At 60.3% G+C, this 17,388-nt stretch carries 13 protein-coding genes and 1 other annotated feature; of the genes, 8 read left to right on the top strand and 5 right to left on the bottom strand.

The window, feature by feature from the left end; translation table 11 throughout:
- Positions 1 to 154 precede the first annotated feature (154 nt).
- The 3 genes from hemB to QRN60_RS05235 all read left to right on the top strand — a co-directional run bounded on the left by hemB (position 155) and on the right by QRN60_RS05235 (position 2,660).
- Positions 155 to 1,168, top strand: a complete 1,014-nt coding sequence (hemB, locus tag QRN60_RS05245) for a porphobilinogen synthase (protein WP_087743753.1) — start codon at positions 155 to 157, stop codon at positions 1,166 to 1,168.
- Between the two features lie 97 nt (positions 1,169 to 1,265).
- Positions 1,266 to 1,724, top strand: coding sequence for an RDD family protein (locus tag QRN60_RS05240; protein ID WP_129564838.1), 459 nt, complete (start codon positions 1,266 to 1,268; stop codon positions 1,722 to 1,724).
- Positions 1,725 to 1,901: 177 nt separating this feature from the next.
- Entirely contained in the window at positions 1,902 to 2,660 is a 759-nt protein-coding gene (locus tag QRN60_RS05235) for an arginyltransferase (protein WP_003502198.1), read from the top strand.
- A 97-nt stretch (positions 2,661 to 2,757) separates the two neighbouring features.
- On the opposite strand, the gene parC is transcribed toward QRN60_RS05235, so the two are convergent.
- Complete coding sequence (parC, locus tag QRN60_RS05230) at positions 2,758 to 5,010, bottom strand: DNA topoisomerase IV subunit A (protein ID WP_129564839.1); 2,253 nt, start codon at positions 5,008 to 5,010, stop codon at positions 2,758 to 2,760.
- A 229-nt stretch (positions 5,011 to 5,239) separates the two neighbouring features.
- On the opposite strand from parC, the gene QRN60_RS05225 reads away from it, so the two are divergent.
- Positions 5,240 to 6,430, top strand: a complete 1,191-nt coding sequence (locus QRN60_RS05225; RefSeq protein ID WP_003502195.1) for an aq_1923 C-terminal domain — start codon at positions 5,240 to 5,242, stop codon at positions 6,428 to 6,430.
- A gap of 40 nt (positions 6,431 to 6,470) precedes the next feature.
- Here QRN60_RS05225 and QRN60_RS05220 read toward each other — a convergent pair whose 3' ends face one another.
- The 4 genes from QRN60_RS05220 to aspS all read right to left on the bottom strand — a co-directional run bounded on the left by QRN60_RS05220 (position 6,471) and on the right by aspS (position 12,634).
- On the bottom strand, positions 6,471 to 7,952 hold the full coding sequence (locus QRN60_RS05220) for a SulP family inorganic anion transporter (protein WP_111834288.1): 1,482 nt from the start codon (positions 7,950 to 7,952) through the stop codon (positions 6,471 to 6,473).
- Positions 7,953 to 8,026: 74 nt separating this feature from the next.
- Positions 8,027 to 8,082, bottom strand: a sequence feature (sul1 is cis-regulatory element that is thought to sense ions involved in sulfur or methionine metabolism; They are found in Alphaproteobacteria).
- Between the two features lie 77 nt (positions 8,083 to 8,159).
- Complete coding sequence (locus tag QRN60_RS05215; RefSeq protein WP_129564840.1) at positions 8,160 to 10,265, bottom strand: methyl-accepting chemotaxis protein; 2,106 nt, start codon at positions 10,263 to 10,265, stop codon at positions 8,160 to 8,162.
- 103 nt (positions 10,266 to 10,368) lie between these two features.
- A complete protein-coding gene (locus QRN60_RS05210; protein ID WP_003502188.1) occupies positions 10,369 to 10,845 on the bottom strand; it encodes an FUSC family protein in 477 nt (158 codons plus the stop codon).
- Between the two features lies 1 nt (position 10,846).
- Complete coding sequence (gene aspS, locus QRN60_RS05205; protein ID WP_129564841.1) at positions 10,847 to 12,634, bottom strand: aspartate--tRNA ligase; 1,788 nt, start codon at positions 12,632 to 12,634, stop codon at positions 10,847 to 10,849.
- A 191-nt stretch (positions 12,635 to 12,825) separates the two neighbouring features.
- On the opposite strand from aspS, the gene QRN60_RS05200 reads away from it, so the two are divergent.
- The 4 genes from QRN60_RS05200 to QRN60_RS05185 all read left to right on the top strand — a co-directional run bounded on the left by QRN60_RS05200 (position 12,826) and on the right by QRN60_RS05185 (position 17,240).
- Complete coding sequence (locus QRN60_RS05200) at positions 12,826 to 14,097, top strand: MFS transporter (protein ID WP_020810429.1); 1,272 nt, start codon at positions 12,826 to 12,828, stop codon at positions 14,095 to 14,097.
- Positions 14,098 to 14,179: 82 nt separating this feature from the next.
- Positions 14,180 to 15,340, top strand: coding sequence for a ribonuclease D (gene rnd / locus QRN60_RS05195; RefSeq protein ID WP_003502177.1), 1,161 nt, complete (start codon positions 14,180 to 14,182; stop codon positions 15,338 to 15,340).
- Positions 15,341 to 15,421: 81 nt separating this feature from the next.
- Positions 15,422 to 16,027, top strand: coding sequence for a hypothetical protein (locus QRN60_RS05190; RefSeq protein ID WP_162690389.1), 606 nt, complete (start codon positions 15,422 to 15,424; stop codon positions 16,025 to 16,027).
- A gap of 184 nt (positions 16,028 to 16,211) precedes the next feature.
- Positions 16,212 to 17,240, top strand: a complete 1,029-nt coding sequence (locus QRN60_RS05185; RefSeq protein WP_003502174.1) for an adenylate/guanylate cyclase domain-containing protein — start codon at positions 16,212 to 16,214, stop codon at positions 17,238 to 17,240.
- Positions 17,241 to 17,388: the final 148 nt, after the last annotated feature.

Below are 17,388 nucleotides of genomic sequence, written 5' to 3'. Positions count from 1 at the left end.
ATGGGCGGGCGACCAGTCCATATTGAATTCCGCCATCTGCCTTGTCAAAGCATGATCGCCGGCGCTGTGCCTCAATGAGGGAAGATTGTCGCATTCGCATGGCCCACGCTTCATGATATGCAGCTTTCGAAATTTGACCGAAGGACATTCTGACATGCAGGACAAAACGCATCTGGTCGACGAGATCACCGGCCATCGCCGCATGCGGCGCAATCGCAAGGCGGATTGGACGCGCCGTCTGGTTCAGGAAAACCACCTGACCGTTGACGACCTCATCTGGCCGGTATTCATCGTGCCGGGCAGCAATATTCTCGAGCCCATTCCCGCCATGCCCGGCGTCAACCGCATGAGCGTCGACCGGCTGGTGGAAGCGGCAAAGGAAGCCGCCGATCTCGGCATTCCCGCCATCGCGACCTTCCCGAATATCGAGATGGAGCTGCGGGACGAGACCGGCTCGAACGCGCTCGAAGCAAACAATCTTATCAATCAGGCGACCGCCGCCGTCAAAAAAGCCGTGCCAAATATCGGCTTGATCACCGATGTCGCGCTCGATCCCTTCACCAGCCACGGGCATGACGGCATTCTGCGCGGCGACGAGATCGTCAATGACGAAACGGTCGAACAGGTTGTCAAGGCAGCCATCCTGCAGGCGGATGCCGGTTCGGACATTATCTCCCCGTCGGAGATGATGGATGGGCGCATCGGCGCCATCCGCCGGGGGCTCGACGCCGCCGGACACCAGAATGTCGGCATCATGTCCTATGCGACGAAATTTTCCTCCGGCTATTATGGCCCCTATCGCGAGGCCATCTCCACCGCCGGCCTGCTGAAGGGTGACAAGGCGAGCTATTACATCAGCCCAGCCAATAGCATGGAGGCGATCCGCGACGCAGCACTCGACGTTGAGGAAGGCGCCGACATGCTGATGGTCAAACCCGGCCTGCCCTATCTCGACATCTGCTGGCGGCTGAAGGAGAATTTCGGCCTGCCGACCTTCGCCTATCAGGTGTCCGGCGAATATACCCAGATCAAGGCTGCGGCCATGAATGGCTGGATCGACGGCGAGCGGGTGATGATGGAAACGCTTCTCTGTTTCAAGCGTGCGGGCTGCGATGGTGTTCTCACCTATTTCGCCATGGAGGCCGCACGCAAACTGGCAAAGGGCTGAGGCCGGCGCTTATTGTATTCGGTCGTTTTCTTCCCATATTGTCTGCTGACACGGCACTCATGCCGCGCTGTCATACCCTCTCAGGAGAAAACGACCGATGAGCCTCGACCAGAACCCCACCTATGCCGCACCGGATGACTGGCGCGCCTATAGCGGCGTCCTGAGCCGGCGCGTCTTCGCGTTCGTGATCGATTACGCGATCGTTCTGCTTCTGTGCATCCCGGCCGCGGTCATCGTCTTCTTTCTCGGCGTGATCACGCTTGGCCTGGGATTCTTCCTTTACCCGGCGCTGTTCGTCATCGTTGCGGTGCTTTATTTCGGCATGACGCTTGGCGGCCCGTCGCAGGCCACTCCCGGCATGCGGGCGATGGGGATCGCGATGGCGCGCATGGACGGGCGGCGAATCGATTTCCTGCTGTCGACGGTGCATATCGTGCTTTTCTGGGTCATCAACTCGGTTTTGACGCCGCTGATCCTGCTTGCAGGCCTGTTTACCGAGCGCTCGCGCCTCGTTCATGACTTCCTGCTCGGCACCGTTATCGTCAGAATGCGCTGATATCGATGAAAGCCACGGAAACGTGGCTTTCATCGCGTCAAATACCTCATCCCGCAGTTGACGTTTTCCGTCATTTTGCCATTCTGTGACATTATGCATGTCGCTTGAAGCGCCGCCGCCAACCCCGTGAAATCGCGGCGCGCTTTCATAACAGACGCAGGAGGCGATCACGGTTCGATGAACACGCAGGCGACGCCCTCTCCTCAATTCTATCTTACGGCGCCGGCCACCTGCCCCTATCTGCCGAACCAGATGGAGCGGAAGGTCTTCACCCATCTGGTCGGCCCGCGCGCTTCGGAAATGAACGATCTTCTGACCCAGGGCGGTTTCAGGCGCTCGCAGAACATCGCCTATCGCCCGGCCTGCGAAAACTGCCGCGCCTGCGTCTCCGTACGCATCCTCACCGAACAGTTCCAGCCGACGAAATCGATGCGGCGTGTACTTGCCGCCAATCGGGATGTCGTGGCCACGGTGCACGCCGCCGAGCCCTCCACCGAACAATTCGCGCTATTTCGCCGCTATCTCGACCACCGCCACCAGTCCGGCGGCATGTCCGACATGTCGGCGCTGGACTACGCGATCATGGTGGAAGACACGCATGTCAACACCCGCATCATCGAATACCGCGTGCGCGAACCCGGCTCCGGCATCGATTCCAGCAAGCGCGGCGAACTTCTGGCGGTGGCGCTCAGCGACGTGATGAGCGACGGTCTGTCGATGGTCTATTCCTTCTTCAATCCCGATCTCGAAAAACGCTCGCTCGGCACTTTCATGATCATCGATCACATCACCCGCACGCGCGCGCTCGGCCTGCCGCATGTCTATCTCGGCTACTGGGTCGATGGTTCGGAAAAGATGGGGTACAAGACCCGCTATCATCCGCAGGAGCATCTGACGCCGCGTGGGTGGGAGGTTTACCATCCCGAAGGAGAATAATGGGTTCGCCGAGTCCTGAAGCACATGTTCGGCTTGGACAGCGAGACAAAGGCGGGAAAGACGCCCCCAGACAATCTCCGAGGACGTCTTTCAGATATTACCCACCAAATTTCCCGCTACGCGGAAAACCCTTCGGTACGGTGCGGCCAACGGTGGCGCGGTCGGCCAGCCATTCGCGCAGTTCCTCGCCGACCTTGGTGAACAGACGTCCGGCCGTGTCGGACCAGCTCAGGCCCTCTGCAACCGCGAAACATTTCACGTCGACGACACCGCCATCCTTGTAGCGCTGCAGGCGCACGCCCTTGCCGCGTGACATTTCCGGCACCTGCGACAGCGGGAAGGCAAGAAGCTTGCGGTTTTCGCCAACGACGGCGACATGGTCGCCCGTGACCGGCACGGCGAGCTTCGCTTCGTCAGGCATGGAGACATTCATGATCTGCTTGCCCTTGCGGGTATTGGCGACCATTTCGCTCTCGGGCACGATGAAGCCATTACCGGCGGTGGAGACGAGCAGAAGCTTGCGCGACGGATCATGCACGAAGGCGGTCAGGATGTCCTGATCGTTCTCCATATCGACCATGATGCGGATCGGCTCGCCATGACCGCGCCCGCCCGGCAGCTTGTCAGCGCCGAGCGTATACGCCTTGCCGCCTGTCGTCAGCAGCAGCAGTTTGTCCGTCGTCTGCGCCGGGAAGGCGATCTTGGGTCCGTCGCCTTCCTTGAAGGTCAGGGCCGACGTATCGGACATGTGACCCTTCAGCGCCCTGATCCAGCCCTTCTGCGAGATGACGATGGTGACCGGTTCCTTCTCGATCATCGCCTGCTGGATGGCCTCGATATCGGCATCCGGGGCATCCGCGAACTGCGTGCGGCGACGGCCGATCTCGGTAGCCTTGGCATACTTCTTTTTGACCTCGCCGATTTCCCAGGCGACGGTCTGCCACTGCTTATCATCGGAGGCGAGCAGCGACTCGATTTCGGCCTTCTCGCTGCTGAGTTCGTCGAACTCCTTGCGGATTTCGAATTCCTCGAGCTTGCGCAGATTGCGCAGACGCATGTTGAGGATGGCTTCGGCCTGATTGTCGGTGAGCGACCACTTCGCCATCATCACCTGTTTCGGCTCGTCTTCCTCGCGGATGATGCGGATCACCTCGTCGAGATTGAGATAGGCGACCAGCAGGCCGCCGAGAATCTCGAGCCTGCGGTCGATGGCGGCGAGACGGTGGCGGGAGCGGCGGACCAGCACGTCCTTGCGGTGCGCCAGCCATTCGCTCAGCACCTCGTTCAACGCCATCACCTTCGGCACCTTGCCGAGCGACAGCACGTTCATGTTGAGCGGCAGGCGGCTTTCAAGGTCGGAGAGGCGGAACAGCGATTCCATCAACAGCGTCGCATCGACGGTGCGGCTCTTCGGCACCAGCACGATGCGCACGTCTTCGGCGGATTCGTCTCTGACATCCTCGAGCAGCGGCAGTTTGCGGGCGAGCAGCAGCTCGGCGATCTTTTCGATCAGCCGCGATTTCTGCACCTGGAACGGTATTTCGGTGATGACGATCTGATAGCCACCACGTCCGAGGTCTTCCGTTTCCCATTTGGCGCGCACGCGGAAACCACCGCGCCCGGTCTTATAGGCATCGAGAATATTCTCGCGGCTTTCGATGATCACGCCACCGGTCGGCAGGTCAGGGCCGGGAATGAATTCCACCAGCTTTTCAACCGTCGCATCGGGATGCTTGATGAGATGGAGCGCCGCGTCGCAAAGTTCGTGGGCGTTGTGCGGCGGGATCGATGTCGCCATGCCGACGGCGATGCCTGAGGCACCGTTGGCAAGCAGATTGGGGAAGGCGCCCGGCAGGACAACCGGCTCTTCGTCTTCCTCATTATAGGTGGCGCGGAAATCCACCGCATCCTCACCGATGCCCTCCAGCAGCAGCGCCGCCACATCGGTCATACGCGCTTCGGTGTAACGATAGGCGGCGGCGCCGTCGCCATCGATATTGCCGAAATTGCCCTGCCCGTCGACAATCGGATAACGCTGCGAGAAATCCTGCGCGAGGCGCACCAGCGCATCGTAGACCGACTGGTCGCCATGCGGGTGGAATTTACCGATCACGTCGCCGACGATACGGGCGCATTTCTTGAAGGCCGAGTTGGGGCGGATGCCCATTTCGCTCATGGCGTGGATGATGCGGCGGTGAACCGGCTTCAGGCCGTCGCGCACATCCGGCAGCGCACGATGCATGATCGTGGACAGGGCGTAAGCGAGGTAGCGCTCTTCAAGCGCCGCCTTCAAATCGACTGGATGAATGTTATCGTCTCCGCCGGACGGAGGTACAAGATTTTTTCCCATGGTGCTTGACTAGCGGAAATGCCGATTCCCGGCAAGAAATTCAGGGGTGTGCCCTGTGGATGAAAGCACCCCTTTCATGCGATTTTTTGTTAACCGCGTTGCAAATGCCGCAATGCCGCCGTCATGGGAATCGATCTAAATCCTATAGACCTTTGAATAATCGCGAATATAAGTATCACCATTCGAATTCGGACACGGTGCACAGCCGTACGTTGAGGGAAGAAACATCATGAGACTGAAATCCACCCGGCAGGTTCTTTTCGCGAGCGCCGCGCTTCTTACGCTTTCGGCACCGGCTTTCGCGCTGGATGGCGGGGATGTGCTGAAGAAAATCAACGCAGCCTATGCCGCGCAGGGAGGCGAGATCGCCGCCGGTTCCGTCGCCGTCAACGGCACGACGGTGACGCTGAACAGCGTGACCTTCAACTCCGTCGCCGATCCTGCCAAGAAGATCCCCGTTGGCAATGTGTCGCTCGAAGGCGTCGAGGAAAACAACGGCGGCTACAAGATCAAGAACGCCCGTTTCGATAATATCGACTACAAGCAGGACAAGGTTGAGATCAAGGCGAGCGACATCTACATGTCCGGCCTCGTCATTCCGGGCGATGCGACCACCGGCACCGTCGACGCCCTGATGTTCTACGATGAAGCCCATAGCGGTCCGATTTCCGTTGCCATCGACGGCAAGCCGGCTTTCTCGCTTGAGGAAAGCAGCGCGACGATGTCCGTCAGCGACGACAAGAACTCGATCGGTTTCGAACTCGACGCCTCCGGCTTCAAGGCCGATCTCAGCGAAGCCACCGATCCGGCCACCAAGGACGCGATTGAAAAGCTCAATCTGCAGGCGCTTTCCGGCAACATGACCATGAGCGGCAGCTGGGAAGTTGCCTCCGGCACCGTCGACGTCGAGGAATACGCCATCGACCTCGACAATGTCGGCCGTCTCAACATGTCGTTTGGTTTCTCCGGCTACACGCTCGACTTCATCAAGTCGATGCAGGAGACGGTAAAGGCGCAGGCCGCCAATCCGAACAAGGAACAGGCGGACCAGGCAGCAAGCCTCGCCATGCTCGGCCTGATGCAGCAGCTTTCCTTCATCAACGCCGAAATCAGCTTCGAAGACGCCAGCATCACCAAGCGCGCCATCGACTATGCGGCAAGCCAGCAGGGCATGACGAGCGACCAGCTTGCCCAGACCATCAAGGGCATGGCGCCGATCATGATGGCTTCGCTCAACGTTCCAGAGCTGCAGAACATGGTGTCGGCGGCCATCAACGCCTATATCGACAATCCGAAGAACCTCTCGATCACGGCAGAGCCGGAGAAGCCGGTTCCTTTCCCGATGATCATGGGCGCCGCAATGGGCGCGCCGAACACCCTGCCGAAAATGCTCGGCGTCACGGTGACGGCAAACGAATAAAACCAAAAAGCCCCGGTCTTGCCGGGGCTTTTTTTTGCGCTCAGTGCAGCGGTGCGGCAGCGCCGTCCTGTTTATCGTGCAGGGCAAAGCGGTCGATCATGTGGGCGCTAGCCTCGTTGACACCGATCACCTCGACCTTCTTGCCGGTCTTGCGGAATTTCAGAACCACCTTGTCCAGCGCACCAACTGCCGAAATATCCCACAGATGCGCCTCGGTGACATCAATCGTCACGGCGTCCACCTCATCGGCGAAATCGAAGGCGGCGATGAAGCTTTCGGTCGAGGCGAAGAAAATCTGGCCATCGACGCGATAAATCCGCTCGCGGCCATCGGCAGAAAGCTCCGGCCGGACGTGGAAGAGTTTCGACACCTTGCCCGCAAAAAATACGCCGGAGAGAAGCACGCCGGCCAGCACGCCTTTTGCGAGATCATGGGTGGCAAGCACCGTGCCGACCGTCACCAGCATGACGATGCTCGATGATGGCGGGTTGCGTCTAAGATCAAGGATGGAGCGCCACGAGAATGTGCCGATGGAGACCATGATCATCACCGCCACCAGGGCTGCCATCGGGATGATGCGCACGAGATCATCAAGCACCAGAATGAGGAACAGCAGGAAAGCGCCCGCCACGAAGGTGGAGAGCCGGCCCCTGCCGCCGGAGCGGACATTGATGACGGACTGGCCGATCATGGCGCAGCCGCCCATGCCGCCGATGAGGGCGGAGGCGATGTTGCTCGTCCCCTGCCCGATGCATTCCTGGCTCTTGTTGCTGCCCGTATCCGTCATGTCGTCGACAATCTGCGCCGTCAGCAGCGATTCCAGGAGACCGACGGCGGCGAGCGCCACGGAATAGGGAAAGATGATCTGCAGCGTCTCGAAGGTCAGCGGCACCTGCGGCAGGGCGAATATCGGCAGCGTCGAGGGCAACTCACCGAGATCGCCGACCGTGCGGATATCCATGCCAGAGAAGACGGCAACACAGGTGAGAACGACGATGGCGACCAGCGGTGACGGAATGATCTTCGTGACCAGGGGGAAAAGATAGATGATCGCAAGGCCGGCGGCGATCATGACGTAGGTTTCGACCGGCACGCCGATCAGCTCAGGCAATTGCGCCATGAAAATCAGGATCGCCAGCGCATTGACGAAGCCGGTCATGACCGAGCGCGAGACGAAGCGCATCACCCGGCCGAGTTTCACAAGACCCGCCAGGATTTGCAGCACGCCCATGAGGATGGTGGCGGCGAAGAGATATTGCAGCCCGTGTTCCTTGACGAGCGTAACCATCAGGACGGCTGTCGCGGCGGTTGCCGCTGAGATCATGCCCGGACGGCCACCGGTGAAAGCAGAAACGCAGGCAATGGCGAAGGAGGCGAACAGCCCCACTTTGGGGTCGACACCGGCGATGACGGAAAAGCCGATGGCTTCGGGAATGAGGGCAAGCGCCACGACAATGCCGGAAAGAACATCGCCGCGAATATTGGAAAACCACTCACGTCTGTAAGTCTGAAATCTGTTCATCTGATTTTTTCGCAAAGAATGACGCACCGGCCGGAACCGTGTCCGGTAGATTGAAAACGAATGTCGGTGCTTTGCGTTATCTGGCGGATCGGCGGCCAGAAGAGCCACCCGGAATTTCACCGGGTCCGTGGTGAGTGGCCCAGCTATAAACGGCAAAAAAGCGGGCCGCAAGTTGCGCGCCCGCTTTTCGATGACTGCTGTCGCGTCTCAGGCCGCTTCGCGCCCGCCATAGCCCCTCGCCTCCACGTCGCTCAGCCGGAACTGATGAACCAGTTCCTTGAGACGCGCGGTCTCGCCCGCCAGCATGGCGCTCGCGGCATTGTTTTCCTCGACCATGGCGGCGTTCTGCTGTGTGCCCTGATCCAGATGGTTGACGGCGGTGTTGATTTCGGCAAGGCCCAGTGACTGCTCGTGCGTGGCAGCGGCAATGGCTTCGATATGGCCGTTGATCGTCTTCACCGAGCCGCCGATGCGCGACAGGGCAGCACCCGTTTCCCGCACGAAGCGCGCGCCCTCCTTCACCTCTGTACCGGAGGTCTGGATAAGCGCCTTGATTTCGGCAGCGGCCCTTGCCGAGCGCTGTGCGAGTTCCCTCACCTCCTGCGCAACGACGGCGAAACCGCGTCCCGCCTCACCCGCGCGCGCAGCCTCCACCCCGGCATTGAGGGCAAGAAGGTTGGTCTGGAAGGCGATCTCGTCGATAACGCCAATGATATTGCCGATCTTGCCGGAGGATTGCTCGATCTTTTCCATCGCGCTTACTGTGTCAACGACGAGATTGGCCGTGCGGTTGGCATCCTTGTCGGCCGAATGGGCGACTGCGCGGGCTTCCACGGCGCGCTCCGCCGAGATGCGGATATTCGCCGTCAATTCATCCAGCGCGGCAGCGGTTTCCTCCAGTGAGGCGGCCTGCTGCTCGGTACGGCGGGCAAGATCGGCAGCGCTCTGACTGATTTCCTGGCTGCCGCCGTCAATGACCACGCTCGACTGCACGACGCCGGACATGGCGGCATCCAGCTGGCGGATCGTCTGGTTGAGATCATGGCGCAACGCCTCGAAATCCGGGGCAAAAGGCTCGTTCAGCTCGAAGGAAAGATCGCCGCCTGCGAGGCGGCGAAGCGCCGCCGCAAGCCCCGTGGTCGCCTGCATCAGCCGCGCCTGCGCTTCGGATTCCGCCGCAAGCTGGAACCGCACCTTTTCGGCTTCGGCCTGCTGCCGGGCTGCGTGCGCCTGTGCCTCCAGTTCGATCTTTGCGATAGCGGCCTGTCGGAAGATTTCCAGCGCATGCGCCATGGCGCCGAACTCATCCCCACGCTGCAGACCGGGAACGGCAAATTCGGTTTCACCTTCGGCCAGACGACGCATAGCCCCCGTGATCGCGGTCGCCGGGCGGGTGATCGAGCGGCCGATGAGGTAGACCCCGGCAAAAAGACTTACCACGGTCAGGGCGATAAGAGCGACGACGATCGAAACCGTTCTTTCCGCCGCAGCGCTGTTCGCGAGAGCGCTTGCGTCCCGCTCCTGCCGGTAATTGGTGGAGATTTCGGCGACGACAGGCAACAGGGCACTATAGGCGGAGGCGACAGTTTCGCGCGCCTTCTCCTCCTCCAGCACGGCGGCGGCGTAAAAGCGGAACGAGGCGGTATATATTTCCAGTGCATCCATGATGCGCTGACGCTCGGCGCCCGGCCGGTATTCCAGCTTCACCAGCGCCTTGAAGGTTTCCACTTCCGCCGCATGTTTCGTCACATAGGCCGCTTCGCGCCGCAGGATGAAATCCTTCTCGTGCCGTCGCATCATCAGCATGCTGGCGCGGATTTCCGCATTGGCGACGACGTCGACGAGTTTCTCGATGGAATGCACGCCATTGCGCATGGCGCCTTCGAGACCTTCCGCGGGGGTTAGGCCCAGCTCCCTGTTCTTGGCGACTAGGGCCTTCATGCTATCGGAATAGACTACCGCGCCCTCAGCGAGCGCTTCGAGCCGCGTACGGGCCTGCGATGTCGCGCTGCCTTCAAGATGGCTCAATGACTGCCGGATCTGGTCCATCGTCTGGTCAAACTGCCCGACGGATTTCATATCGCGGGTCAGCAGGAAGTCTCTCTGGTGAAGACGGCTTTCATGCAAACCGTCCTCCAGCGCCGCCAGCACACCGTCGCGCTCGGTCAGCGTCTCTTCAGCGACGCGATAACGCGCCTCCATGTGTCCTTGCCAGAGCAGCATGCCCGCGATGACGGCGATCCCGCACAGAGCAGCCAGGGCCAGCATGGATACGCGATGCGCAATTTTGAACGTCGAGACCAGCGAAAACATTCAACCCTCGTTTGCAGATTTCACGATGGGATGAATGATCGAGAAGGCTTAAGAACTCCTCTACCGGATTTGTCAGTTTAATTAAGGTTTTATGACAAGATCGCTAGAGCTTCAGCCGCTCGCGAAAGAATACCAGCGCAACGACCACACCCGTCGCCACGCCCACGATCACATCGACAAAACGGACAAAACCGGCAACCTGCGGTCCCATCAAAAGAACGAGCATGGCCGAAGCCCCGGCCTGTATCGGCACCACCGCCGGCAGGCCGAACATGGTGGCGAGGATCATCGCGATGAAGGTCGCCGAGGCGAGCCGGATTTCGGCGAAGTCATGCGGGACGAGAAGAGCGACCTCCCCGACGAGGATGCCGATGGTGACGCCGACCATCAGCCCAAGCCCCTGACGGACATGGCTTGGAATGCCGGGGGACAGGCAGATCAGCGCGCTTATTGCGGCAAAGACGGGCTGCGGATGGCCGAGCCAGCGATGCGCGACCCAGAACGCAAAAGCGGCCGCAAGCGCGGCCGCCAATGCACGGGTGAAGGCTGCACGAACCCGGTCGAGCAGCGTCTTCAACATATCAGTCCTTCTTGGACGGAACGACGCGCAGCGCCAGTTCACGAAGCTGCGTCGGCGTTGCCGGCGACGGCGCGTTCATCAGCAGGTCCTGCGCCTGCTGGTTCATCGGGAACAGCGTGATTTCGCGCAGGTTCTTCGCACCAACCAGAAGCATGACCACACGGTCGATGCCGAAGGCGCAACCGCCATGGGGAGGCGCACCGTACTGGAAGGCGCGGTAGAGACCGCCGAAGCGCTCTCCCACGTCGCTCTGCGACAGGCCAACCTTTTCGAAAGCCTTGACCATCAGCTCGGGCGACTGGTTACGGATCGAACCGGAGGCGATTTCGAAGCCGTTGCAGACCGCGTCATACTGGAATGCCTTGATGGAGAGCGGATCCTGGCCCTCCAGCGCTTCCATGCCACCCTGCGGCATGGAGAAGGGGTTGTGGGCGAAGTCAATCTTCTTTTCTTCTTCGTTATATTCGAAGAAGGGGAAATCGACGATCCAGCACATTTCGAAACGGTCGCGATCAATCAGGTTCAGCTCGTCAGCGGCGCGGGTGCGCGCCTCGCCGGCGAACTTGTAGAACTTGGCGGGATCACCGGCAACGAAGAAGCAGGCATCGCCCGCCTCAAGGCCGAGCTGCTGACGCAGCGCCTCGGTGCGTTCCTCGCCAATGTTCTTCGCAAGCGGGCCGGAGCCGGCAATCTTGCCGTCTTCTTCCTTCCAGAAGATGTAGCCGAGGCCAGGCTGGCCCTGGCTCTGCGCCCAGGCGTTCATGCGGTCGCAGAAAGCGCGCGAACCACCGGTTTTGGCCGGGATCGCCCAGACCTGAACCTTGGGGTTGGAGGCGATCATGTTGGCGAAGACCTTGAAGCCCGAACCGTCGAAATGTTCGGTCACAGCTTCCATGACGATCGGGTTGCGCAGGTCGGGCTTGTCGGAACCGTATTTGCGGATCGCCTCGTCATAGGGAATGCGCGGCCACTGCTTGGTGACAGGCTTGCCTTCGGCAAACTTCTCGAACACGGCCGTCATCATCGGTTCCATCGTGGTCCAGACATCTTCCTGGGTCACGAAGCTCATTTCGACGTCGAGCTGGTAGAATTCGCCCGGGAGACGGTCGGCACGCGGGTCTTCATCGCGGAAGCACGGCGCGATCTGGAAGTAGCGGTCGAAACCGGCCACCATCAGAAGCTGCTTGTACTGCTGCGGCGCCTGCGGCAGCGCGAAGAACTTGCCTTCGTGGATGCGCGAGGGAACGAGGAAATCGCGCGCGCCTTCCGGCGAGGATGCGGTAAGGATCGGCGTCGTATATTCGGCAAAGCCCATATCGCCCATGCCGGTACGCATGGCGGAGATGATCTGCGTGCGCTTGACGATGTTCCTGTGCAGGGTTTCGCGGCGCAGGTCGAGGAAGCGGTACTTCAGGCGAACATCTTCCGGATATTCCGGCTCACCGAAGACCGGCAGCGGCAGTTCCTTGGCAACACCAAGAACCTCGATCTCCTGCGCATAAAGCTCGATCTCGCCAGTGGCCATGCCCTTGTTGATGGTGTCTTCGGACCGCGCCTTGACGAGACCGTCAATGCGGATCACCCATTCACCGCGCACCGTCTCGGCAACCTTGAAGGCCGGGCTATCGGGGTCGGCCACGACCTGGGTAATGCCGTAGTGGTCGCGAAGGTCGATAAAGAGAACGCCGCCATGATCTCGCACGCGATGAACCCAACCGGAAAGGCGAACGGTTTCGCCGACGTCGGACTTGCGGAGAGCGGCACAGGTGTGGCTGCGGTAACGATGCATTTTTATATCCTGGAACGTGTCGTGGGCCCGTTGGAGGCCAGATGGGCGGCACTGTCGAAATTTGCCGGAAAAGCGCATGGCCAGCCTGATTTGTCAAGGCAAAGCGCAACAATGTCGCCTTCAGCCTGTCCTTTCCCCTGCCTTCGCTTTAGATAGGACTAATCCAGCCCGCCAAACCGAGTCGGCCCGCAATGAGCCAGATCAGACCTCTTATCCCACTTCTCGTCACCGCCGGCATTCTGATCGGCGGCAACGGCCTGCAGGGAACCTATATCGCGCTGCGCGGCCTCTCCGAAGGATTTTCGGCCAGCACCATCGGCCTCATCAGCGCCGCCTACAGCCTCGGTTTCGCGCTTGGCTGCATTTCGGTGACGCGCCTGCTGCGCAAGATCGGCCACATCCGCACCTTTGCCACCATGGCGGCCGTTGCATCAGCCGCATCGATCGCCATGCCGCTCATCACCCATCCGCTCTTCTGGCTGGCGATGCGTTTTGTGATCGGCATCGCGGTCGCCTGTCTTTTCGCCGCGATCGAAAGCTGGATCAACGCGCAGGTGACGAATTCCAATCGCGCCCGCACGCTCTCCATCTATCGTTTCGTTGATCTCGGCTCCGTGACGCTCGCCCAATATATCATTCCCGTCGCCGGCATCGACGGGCCCATCGTATTCTCACTGATCGCCATGGCGCTCACCCTGTCGCTGGTGCCGATCTCGATTGCCGACAAATCCAATCCCGCGCCGCCGAAACAGATTCCCTTCAATCTTTTCGCGGTCTGGCGCATCTCGCCGCTCGCCGTCGTCGGCTGCGTGGCCGTCGGCCTCAGCATGGCGGCGTTCCGTAATATCGGCCCGATCTATGCCGAACAGATCGGCTTGTCCGTTACCGCCATCGCCACCTTCATGAGTGCGGGCATCATCGGCGGCGTGGTGCTGCAATATCCGCTCGGCGTCTATTCCGACCGTTATGATCGCCGCATCATCATTCTCGCCACTACCGCCGGTTCTGTTATCGTCGGCCTGTTCCTCGCCTTCTTCGCAGGCACGGACGAATGGAGCAACATCATCGGCGTCTTCATCTTCGGCGCCTTTGCGTTGCCGCTCTATTCCCTCAGCTCCGCGCACGGCAACGACCATGCGAAAGAGGGCGAACATGCGATGGTTTCCGCCGGGCTTTTGTTCTTCTGGTCGGTGGGCGCAACCGTCGGGCCGCTGCTCGCTTCCGTGCTGATCGACCAGTTCGGGCCGAAGGCGTTGTTCAGCTATACGGCCGCGATCCAGATCGTTTTCATCGCCTACACCATCTACCGGCTGCAGGTGCGCGAAGGTGTTCCGGTGGAGGAAAGAAACTGGCGGTTCCGCTCGCTCTTGCGCACATCCGCCTATTTCCAGAAGCTCGCCGCGCCCCCGCCGCCCAAAAACGATGGGCCGGAGCCAAATCCGCCCGAGAAAAACGATCCATGAGCCTTCAAAAGCGGGCTTTGTATTGACATGCGCCCGGCAAAGGGAAAGTAAGACGGATAATTTTCACGAGTGGCCATTTGCAATGATTGAAACGACTGCCGCCCTCGCCGAAGCCTGCACGGAACTGGCGAAATCGGAATTCATTACCATCGACACCGAGTTTCTGCGCGAAACCACCTTCTGGCCGGAACTCTGCCTCGTGCAGATGGCAAGCCCGACGCTTGAGGTGCTGGTCGATCCGCTCGCAAAAGGTATCGATCTCACCCCGCTGTTCGAACTGATGGCCAATCCTGATGTCGTGAAGGTTTTCCATGCCGCGCGGCAGGATATCGAAATCATCTACCATCTCGGCGGGCTCATTCCCCATCCGATCTTCGATACGCAGGTCGCCGCCATGGTCTGCGGTTTCGGCGATTCGATCTCCTACGACCAGCTGGTTCAGAAGATCAAGAATGTGCAGATCGACAAATCCTCGCGTTTCACCGACTGGAGCCGCCGTCCGCTGACCGAAAAGCAGCTGGACTACGCGCTCGCCGACGTGACGCATCTGCGCGATGTCTATCTGGCGCTGAAGGCGCAGCTGGAGCGCGAAGGTCGCTCGCTGTGGCTGACCGAAGAGATGGACATTCTGGAATCGCGCGACACCTATGACATGCATCCCGACGATGCATGGCTGCGGTTGAAATCGCGCCTGCGCAAGCCGACGGAACTCGCCATCCTCAAATTCGTCGCCGCCTGGCGCGAGCGTGAAGCGCGTTCGCGCAACGTGCCGCGTTCGCGCGTCCTGAAAGACGATGCGATCTTCGAAATCGCCCAGCAGCAGCCGAAGGATGCCGAGGCGCTGTCGCGTCTGCGCACCATCCCCAAGGGCTGGGAACGATCCGCCTCCGGCACCGCCATCATCGAGACCGTGAATGCAGCGCTAGCGCTTCCGAAAGAGGAAATGCCGAAGGCGCCGCGCCACAGCCATGCACCGGAAGGTTCCGGCGCTGCCGTGGAGCTGCTCAAGGTTCTCCTGAAGCTCACCGCAGATAAGCACGGCGTCGCCGCCAAGGTCATCGCCAACAGCGACGATCTGGACAAGATCGCCTCCGAAGGCGAGAAGGCGACCGTTGCGGCGCTGACCGGCTGGCGGCGAGAACTCTTCGGCGATGTAGCCTTGAAGCTCATCAATGGCGAAGTGGCATTGCGTTTCGCCGGCAAGAAGGTCGAGGCGGTGGAGGTTGCGGCAAGCGAGGCGTAATCGCCCGCCGCTTTCTCCCCAATTTTGCCCGCATCGCGTCCCATCTCTTAACCGATGGTCGCGCGATTTGAGGGTATTGCCATGAAACCTGCCCACACTCTGCTGCTCGCCGCCCTTTTTACGGCGGCCGGCATTCTTCCCTCTCTTCCCGCCCGGGCCGCCGAAGAGAAGGTCGATCTTCAGGGCGAATGGACGACCGACTGCCTTAAGATCGGCAAGAACGACCGACATGGCATCGTCACCCGCATCACCATTCGCGACAATCGCATGCACGCAGTCTCGCAGATCTATGCCCGCAGCGGCTGCCAGCAGCCCACGGTGCAGGTACGTTATGAAGGCACGCTGGATGGCGGCCTGAAAGATCAGGACAGCCTGCTCTTTGCCCATACCGTCACCGCCATCACCATGACGCCGAATGACGGCGACGTCGTTGACCACTATAATCGCGACCCGAAAGGCATGGGCTGCGGCTTGAGCGGCTGGAAGGACAACATTCCCTTCGATGTCGACGGCCGCACCTGCGCCGCCATCGCCTTCGCCCGCAAGGGCGAAACCCTGTTCGACCGGGCATGGATCGACGGTAACAAGCTGCGTTTTGCCGCCTTTCCCCTCAAATGGTCGAACCGCTCGCCGGACGACAGGCCGCAATCCCCGCTTGAAACCGTCTATTACAGAACATCCTATTAGACGTAGAGCGGCGGCGGTGCCGATTTTGCTGCAACGGCGCAACAGCCTTACCAATCCTTCATGCAACCTTACCGATTGCTCACTTTTTGCAGCGCTTTTTCCACACTAATGTCGCATATGACCTGAACAGAAGCTTCGCCCGATGGGAGCGCGGGGCCTCCCCTTCCCGAGATCAAGAACCGACATGAAAAAATTGCTGCCCATTCTGGATTACGTGGTGCTGTTCGTTGCCGTGGCCGGCAGCGGCGTGGCCTACGCCTTTCTGGAATATGGCGGCGGCGCACTGATCGGCGCGACTTATGCGCTCTTCGCCTGCGCACCGATTCTCGCTTTTGAACGCGGTTACATCATGCCCGGCCTGTCGCGGCAGGTCAGCGCTTTGCCGACACCCGCCTATATCGCCGTTGGCCTCATCATATACGCCATCCTCGTCTTTTGCGGATTCGGGCTTGGCGGCACCATCCTGTGGTTGAGCGGGATATTTCCCGGCACCTGGAAACGGGCGGTGCACGCCGAAGTGCAGACGCTGATCTTTACCCTCATCGTCTGCGGCATCATCGTCTTCATCATGCGCGTGCGCGAGCTTCTCGGCCGCGATATCTTCATCGATCTCATTCTCGGTCGCTATCGTCGCCCCGTCAGCGAAGACCGCGTCTTCATCTTCATCGATCTCGTCGGTTCCACCTCCTTTGCCGAAACCCATGGCGACCTGAAAGCCCAGGAGTTTCTCGGCGAAATTTTCGCAAGTTATGCCGCGCCGGTCAGAAAACACGGCGGTGTCATCGACGATTATATTGGCGACGCCGCCATCATCACCTGGCCCTATCACATGGCGATCAGGCGGGCGGCCTGCGTGCGCTGCGTATTCGATATTCAGGCGACGGTTGAAAGCAACCGGGACATGTGGCTCTCCCGCTTCGGCGAAGTGCCGCGCCTGCGCTTCGCCATCCATGGCGGGCCGGTCATCACGGCGGAAATCGGCGTCGATCATCACAAGATCACCTATTTCGGCGATACCGTGAACACCACATCGCGTCTCGAATCGCTCAGCAAGATGCTCGGTCATCCGGTGCTCATATCGGCAGACCTCGCTCATCAGCTGGTGCTTCCGAAAGGCGTTCGCAGCGAATATCTGGGCGAACATGCCGTGAAAGGTCGTGGCCAGACGCTGGGCGTCTGCACACTAAGCCAATACCAGCCCCCTGTGGTTTGAGGGGTAAACGGCTGCAAAATGCCGCGCCGTTCCATTTACCGCTACGGCCGTCATCAAAATTCATCAAAGCTTCAAACGGCAATCACCTGCCTGTCATGCGACGACCCTATCGCCTCAATCCTATCTTCAACAGGTATTGAGAGGGGTC

The sequence above is a fragment of the Agrobacterium sp. CFBP2214 genome (genome assembly GCF_030209895.1).
Lineage (GTDB): Bacteria > Pseudomonadota > Alphaproteobacteria > Rhizobiales > Rhizobiaceae > Agrobacterium > Agrobacterium radiobacter.
Note: the sequence above shows the minus strand (reverse complement) of the source record. Positions and strands in the feature narration are given on the sequence as shown.

Excerpts from the sequence above, each read along its gene's own strand:
- hemB (WP_087743753.1), top strand. The coding sequence starts at position 155 with ATGCAGGACAAAACGCATCTGGTCGACGAGATCACCGGCCATCGCCGC.
- parC (WP_129564839.1), bottom strand. The coding sequence starts at position 5,010 with ATGGGAAAAAATCTTGTACCTCCGTCCGGCGGAGACGATAACATTCAT.
- rnd (WP_003502177.1), top strand. The coding sequence starts at position 14,180 with ATGATTGAAACGACTGCCGCCCTCGCCGAAGCCTGCACGGAACTGGCG.
- QRN60_RS05240 (WP_129564838.1), top strand. The coding sequence starts at position 1,266 with ATGAGCCTCGACCAGAACCCCACCTATGCCGCACCGGATGACTGGCGC.
- QRN60_RS05235 (WP_003502198.1), top strand. The coding sequence starts at position 1,902 with ATGAACACGCAGGCGACGCCCTCTCCTCAATTCTATCTTACGGCGCCG.
- QRN60_RS05200 (WP_020810429.1), top strand. The coding sequence starts at position 12,826 with ATGAGCCAGATCAGACCTCTTATCCCACTTCTCGTCACCGCCGGCATT.
- QRN60_RS05210 (WP_003502188.1), bottom strand. The coding sequence starts at position 10,845 with ATGTTGAAGACGCTGCTCGACCGGGTTCGTGCAGCCTTCACCCGTGCA.
- QRN60_RS05185 (WP_003502174.1), top strand. The coding sequence starts at position 16,212 with ATGAAAAAATTGCTGCCCATTCTGGATTACGTGGTGCTGTTCGTTGCC.
- aspS (WP_129564841.1), bottom strand. The coding sequence starts at position 12,634 with ATGCATCGTTACCGCAGCCACACCTGTGCCGCTCTCCGCAAGTCCGAC.
- QRN60_RS05215 (WP_129564840.1), bottom strand. The coding sequence starts at position 10,265 with ATGTTTTCGCTGGTCTCGACGTTCAAAATTGCGCATCGCGTATCCATG.
- QRN60_RS05225 (WP_003502195.1), top strand. The coding sequence starts at position 5,240 with ATGAGACTGAAATCCACCCGGCAGGTTCTTTTCGCGAGCGCCGCGCTT.
- QRN60_RS05220 (WP_111834288.1), bottom strand. The coding sequence starts at position 7,952 with ATGAACAGATTTCAGACTTACAGACGTGAGTGGTTTTCCAATATTCGC.
- QRN60_RS05190 (WP_162690389.1), top strand. The coding sequence starts at position 15,422 with ATGAAACCTGCCCACACTCTGCTGCTCGCCGCCCTTTTTACGGCGGCC.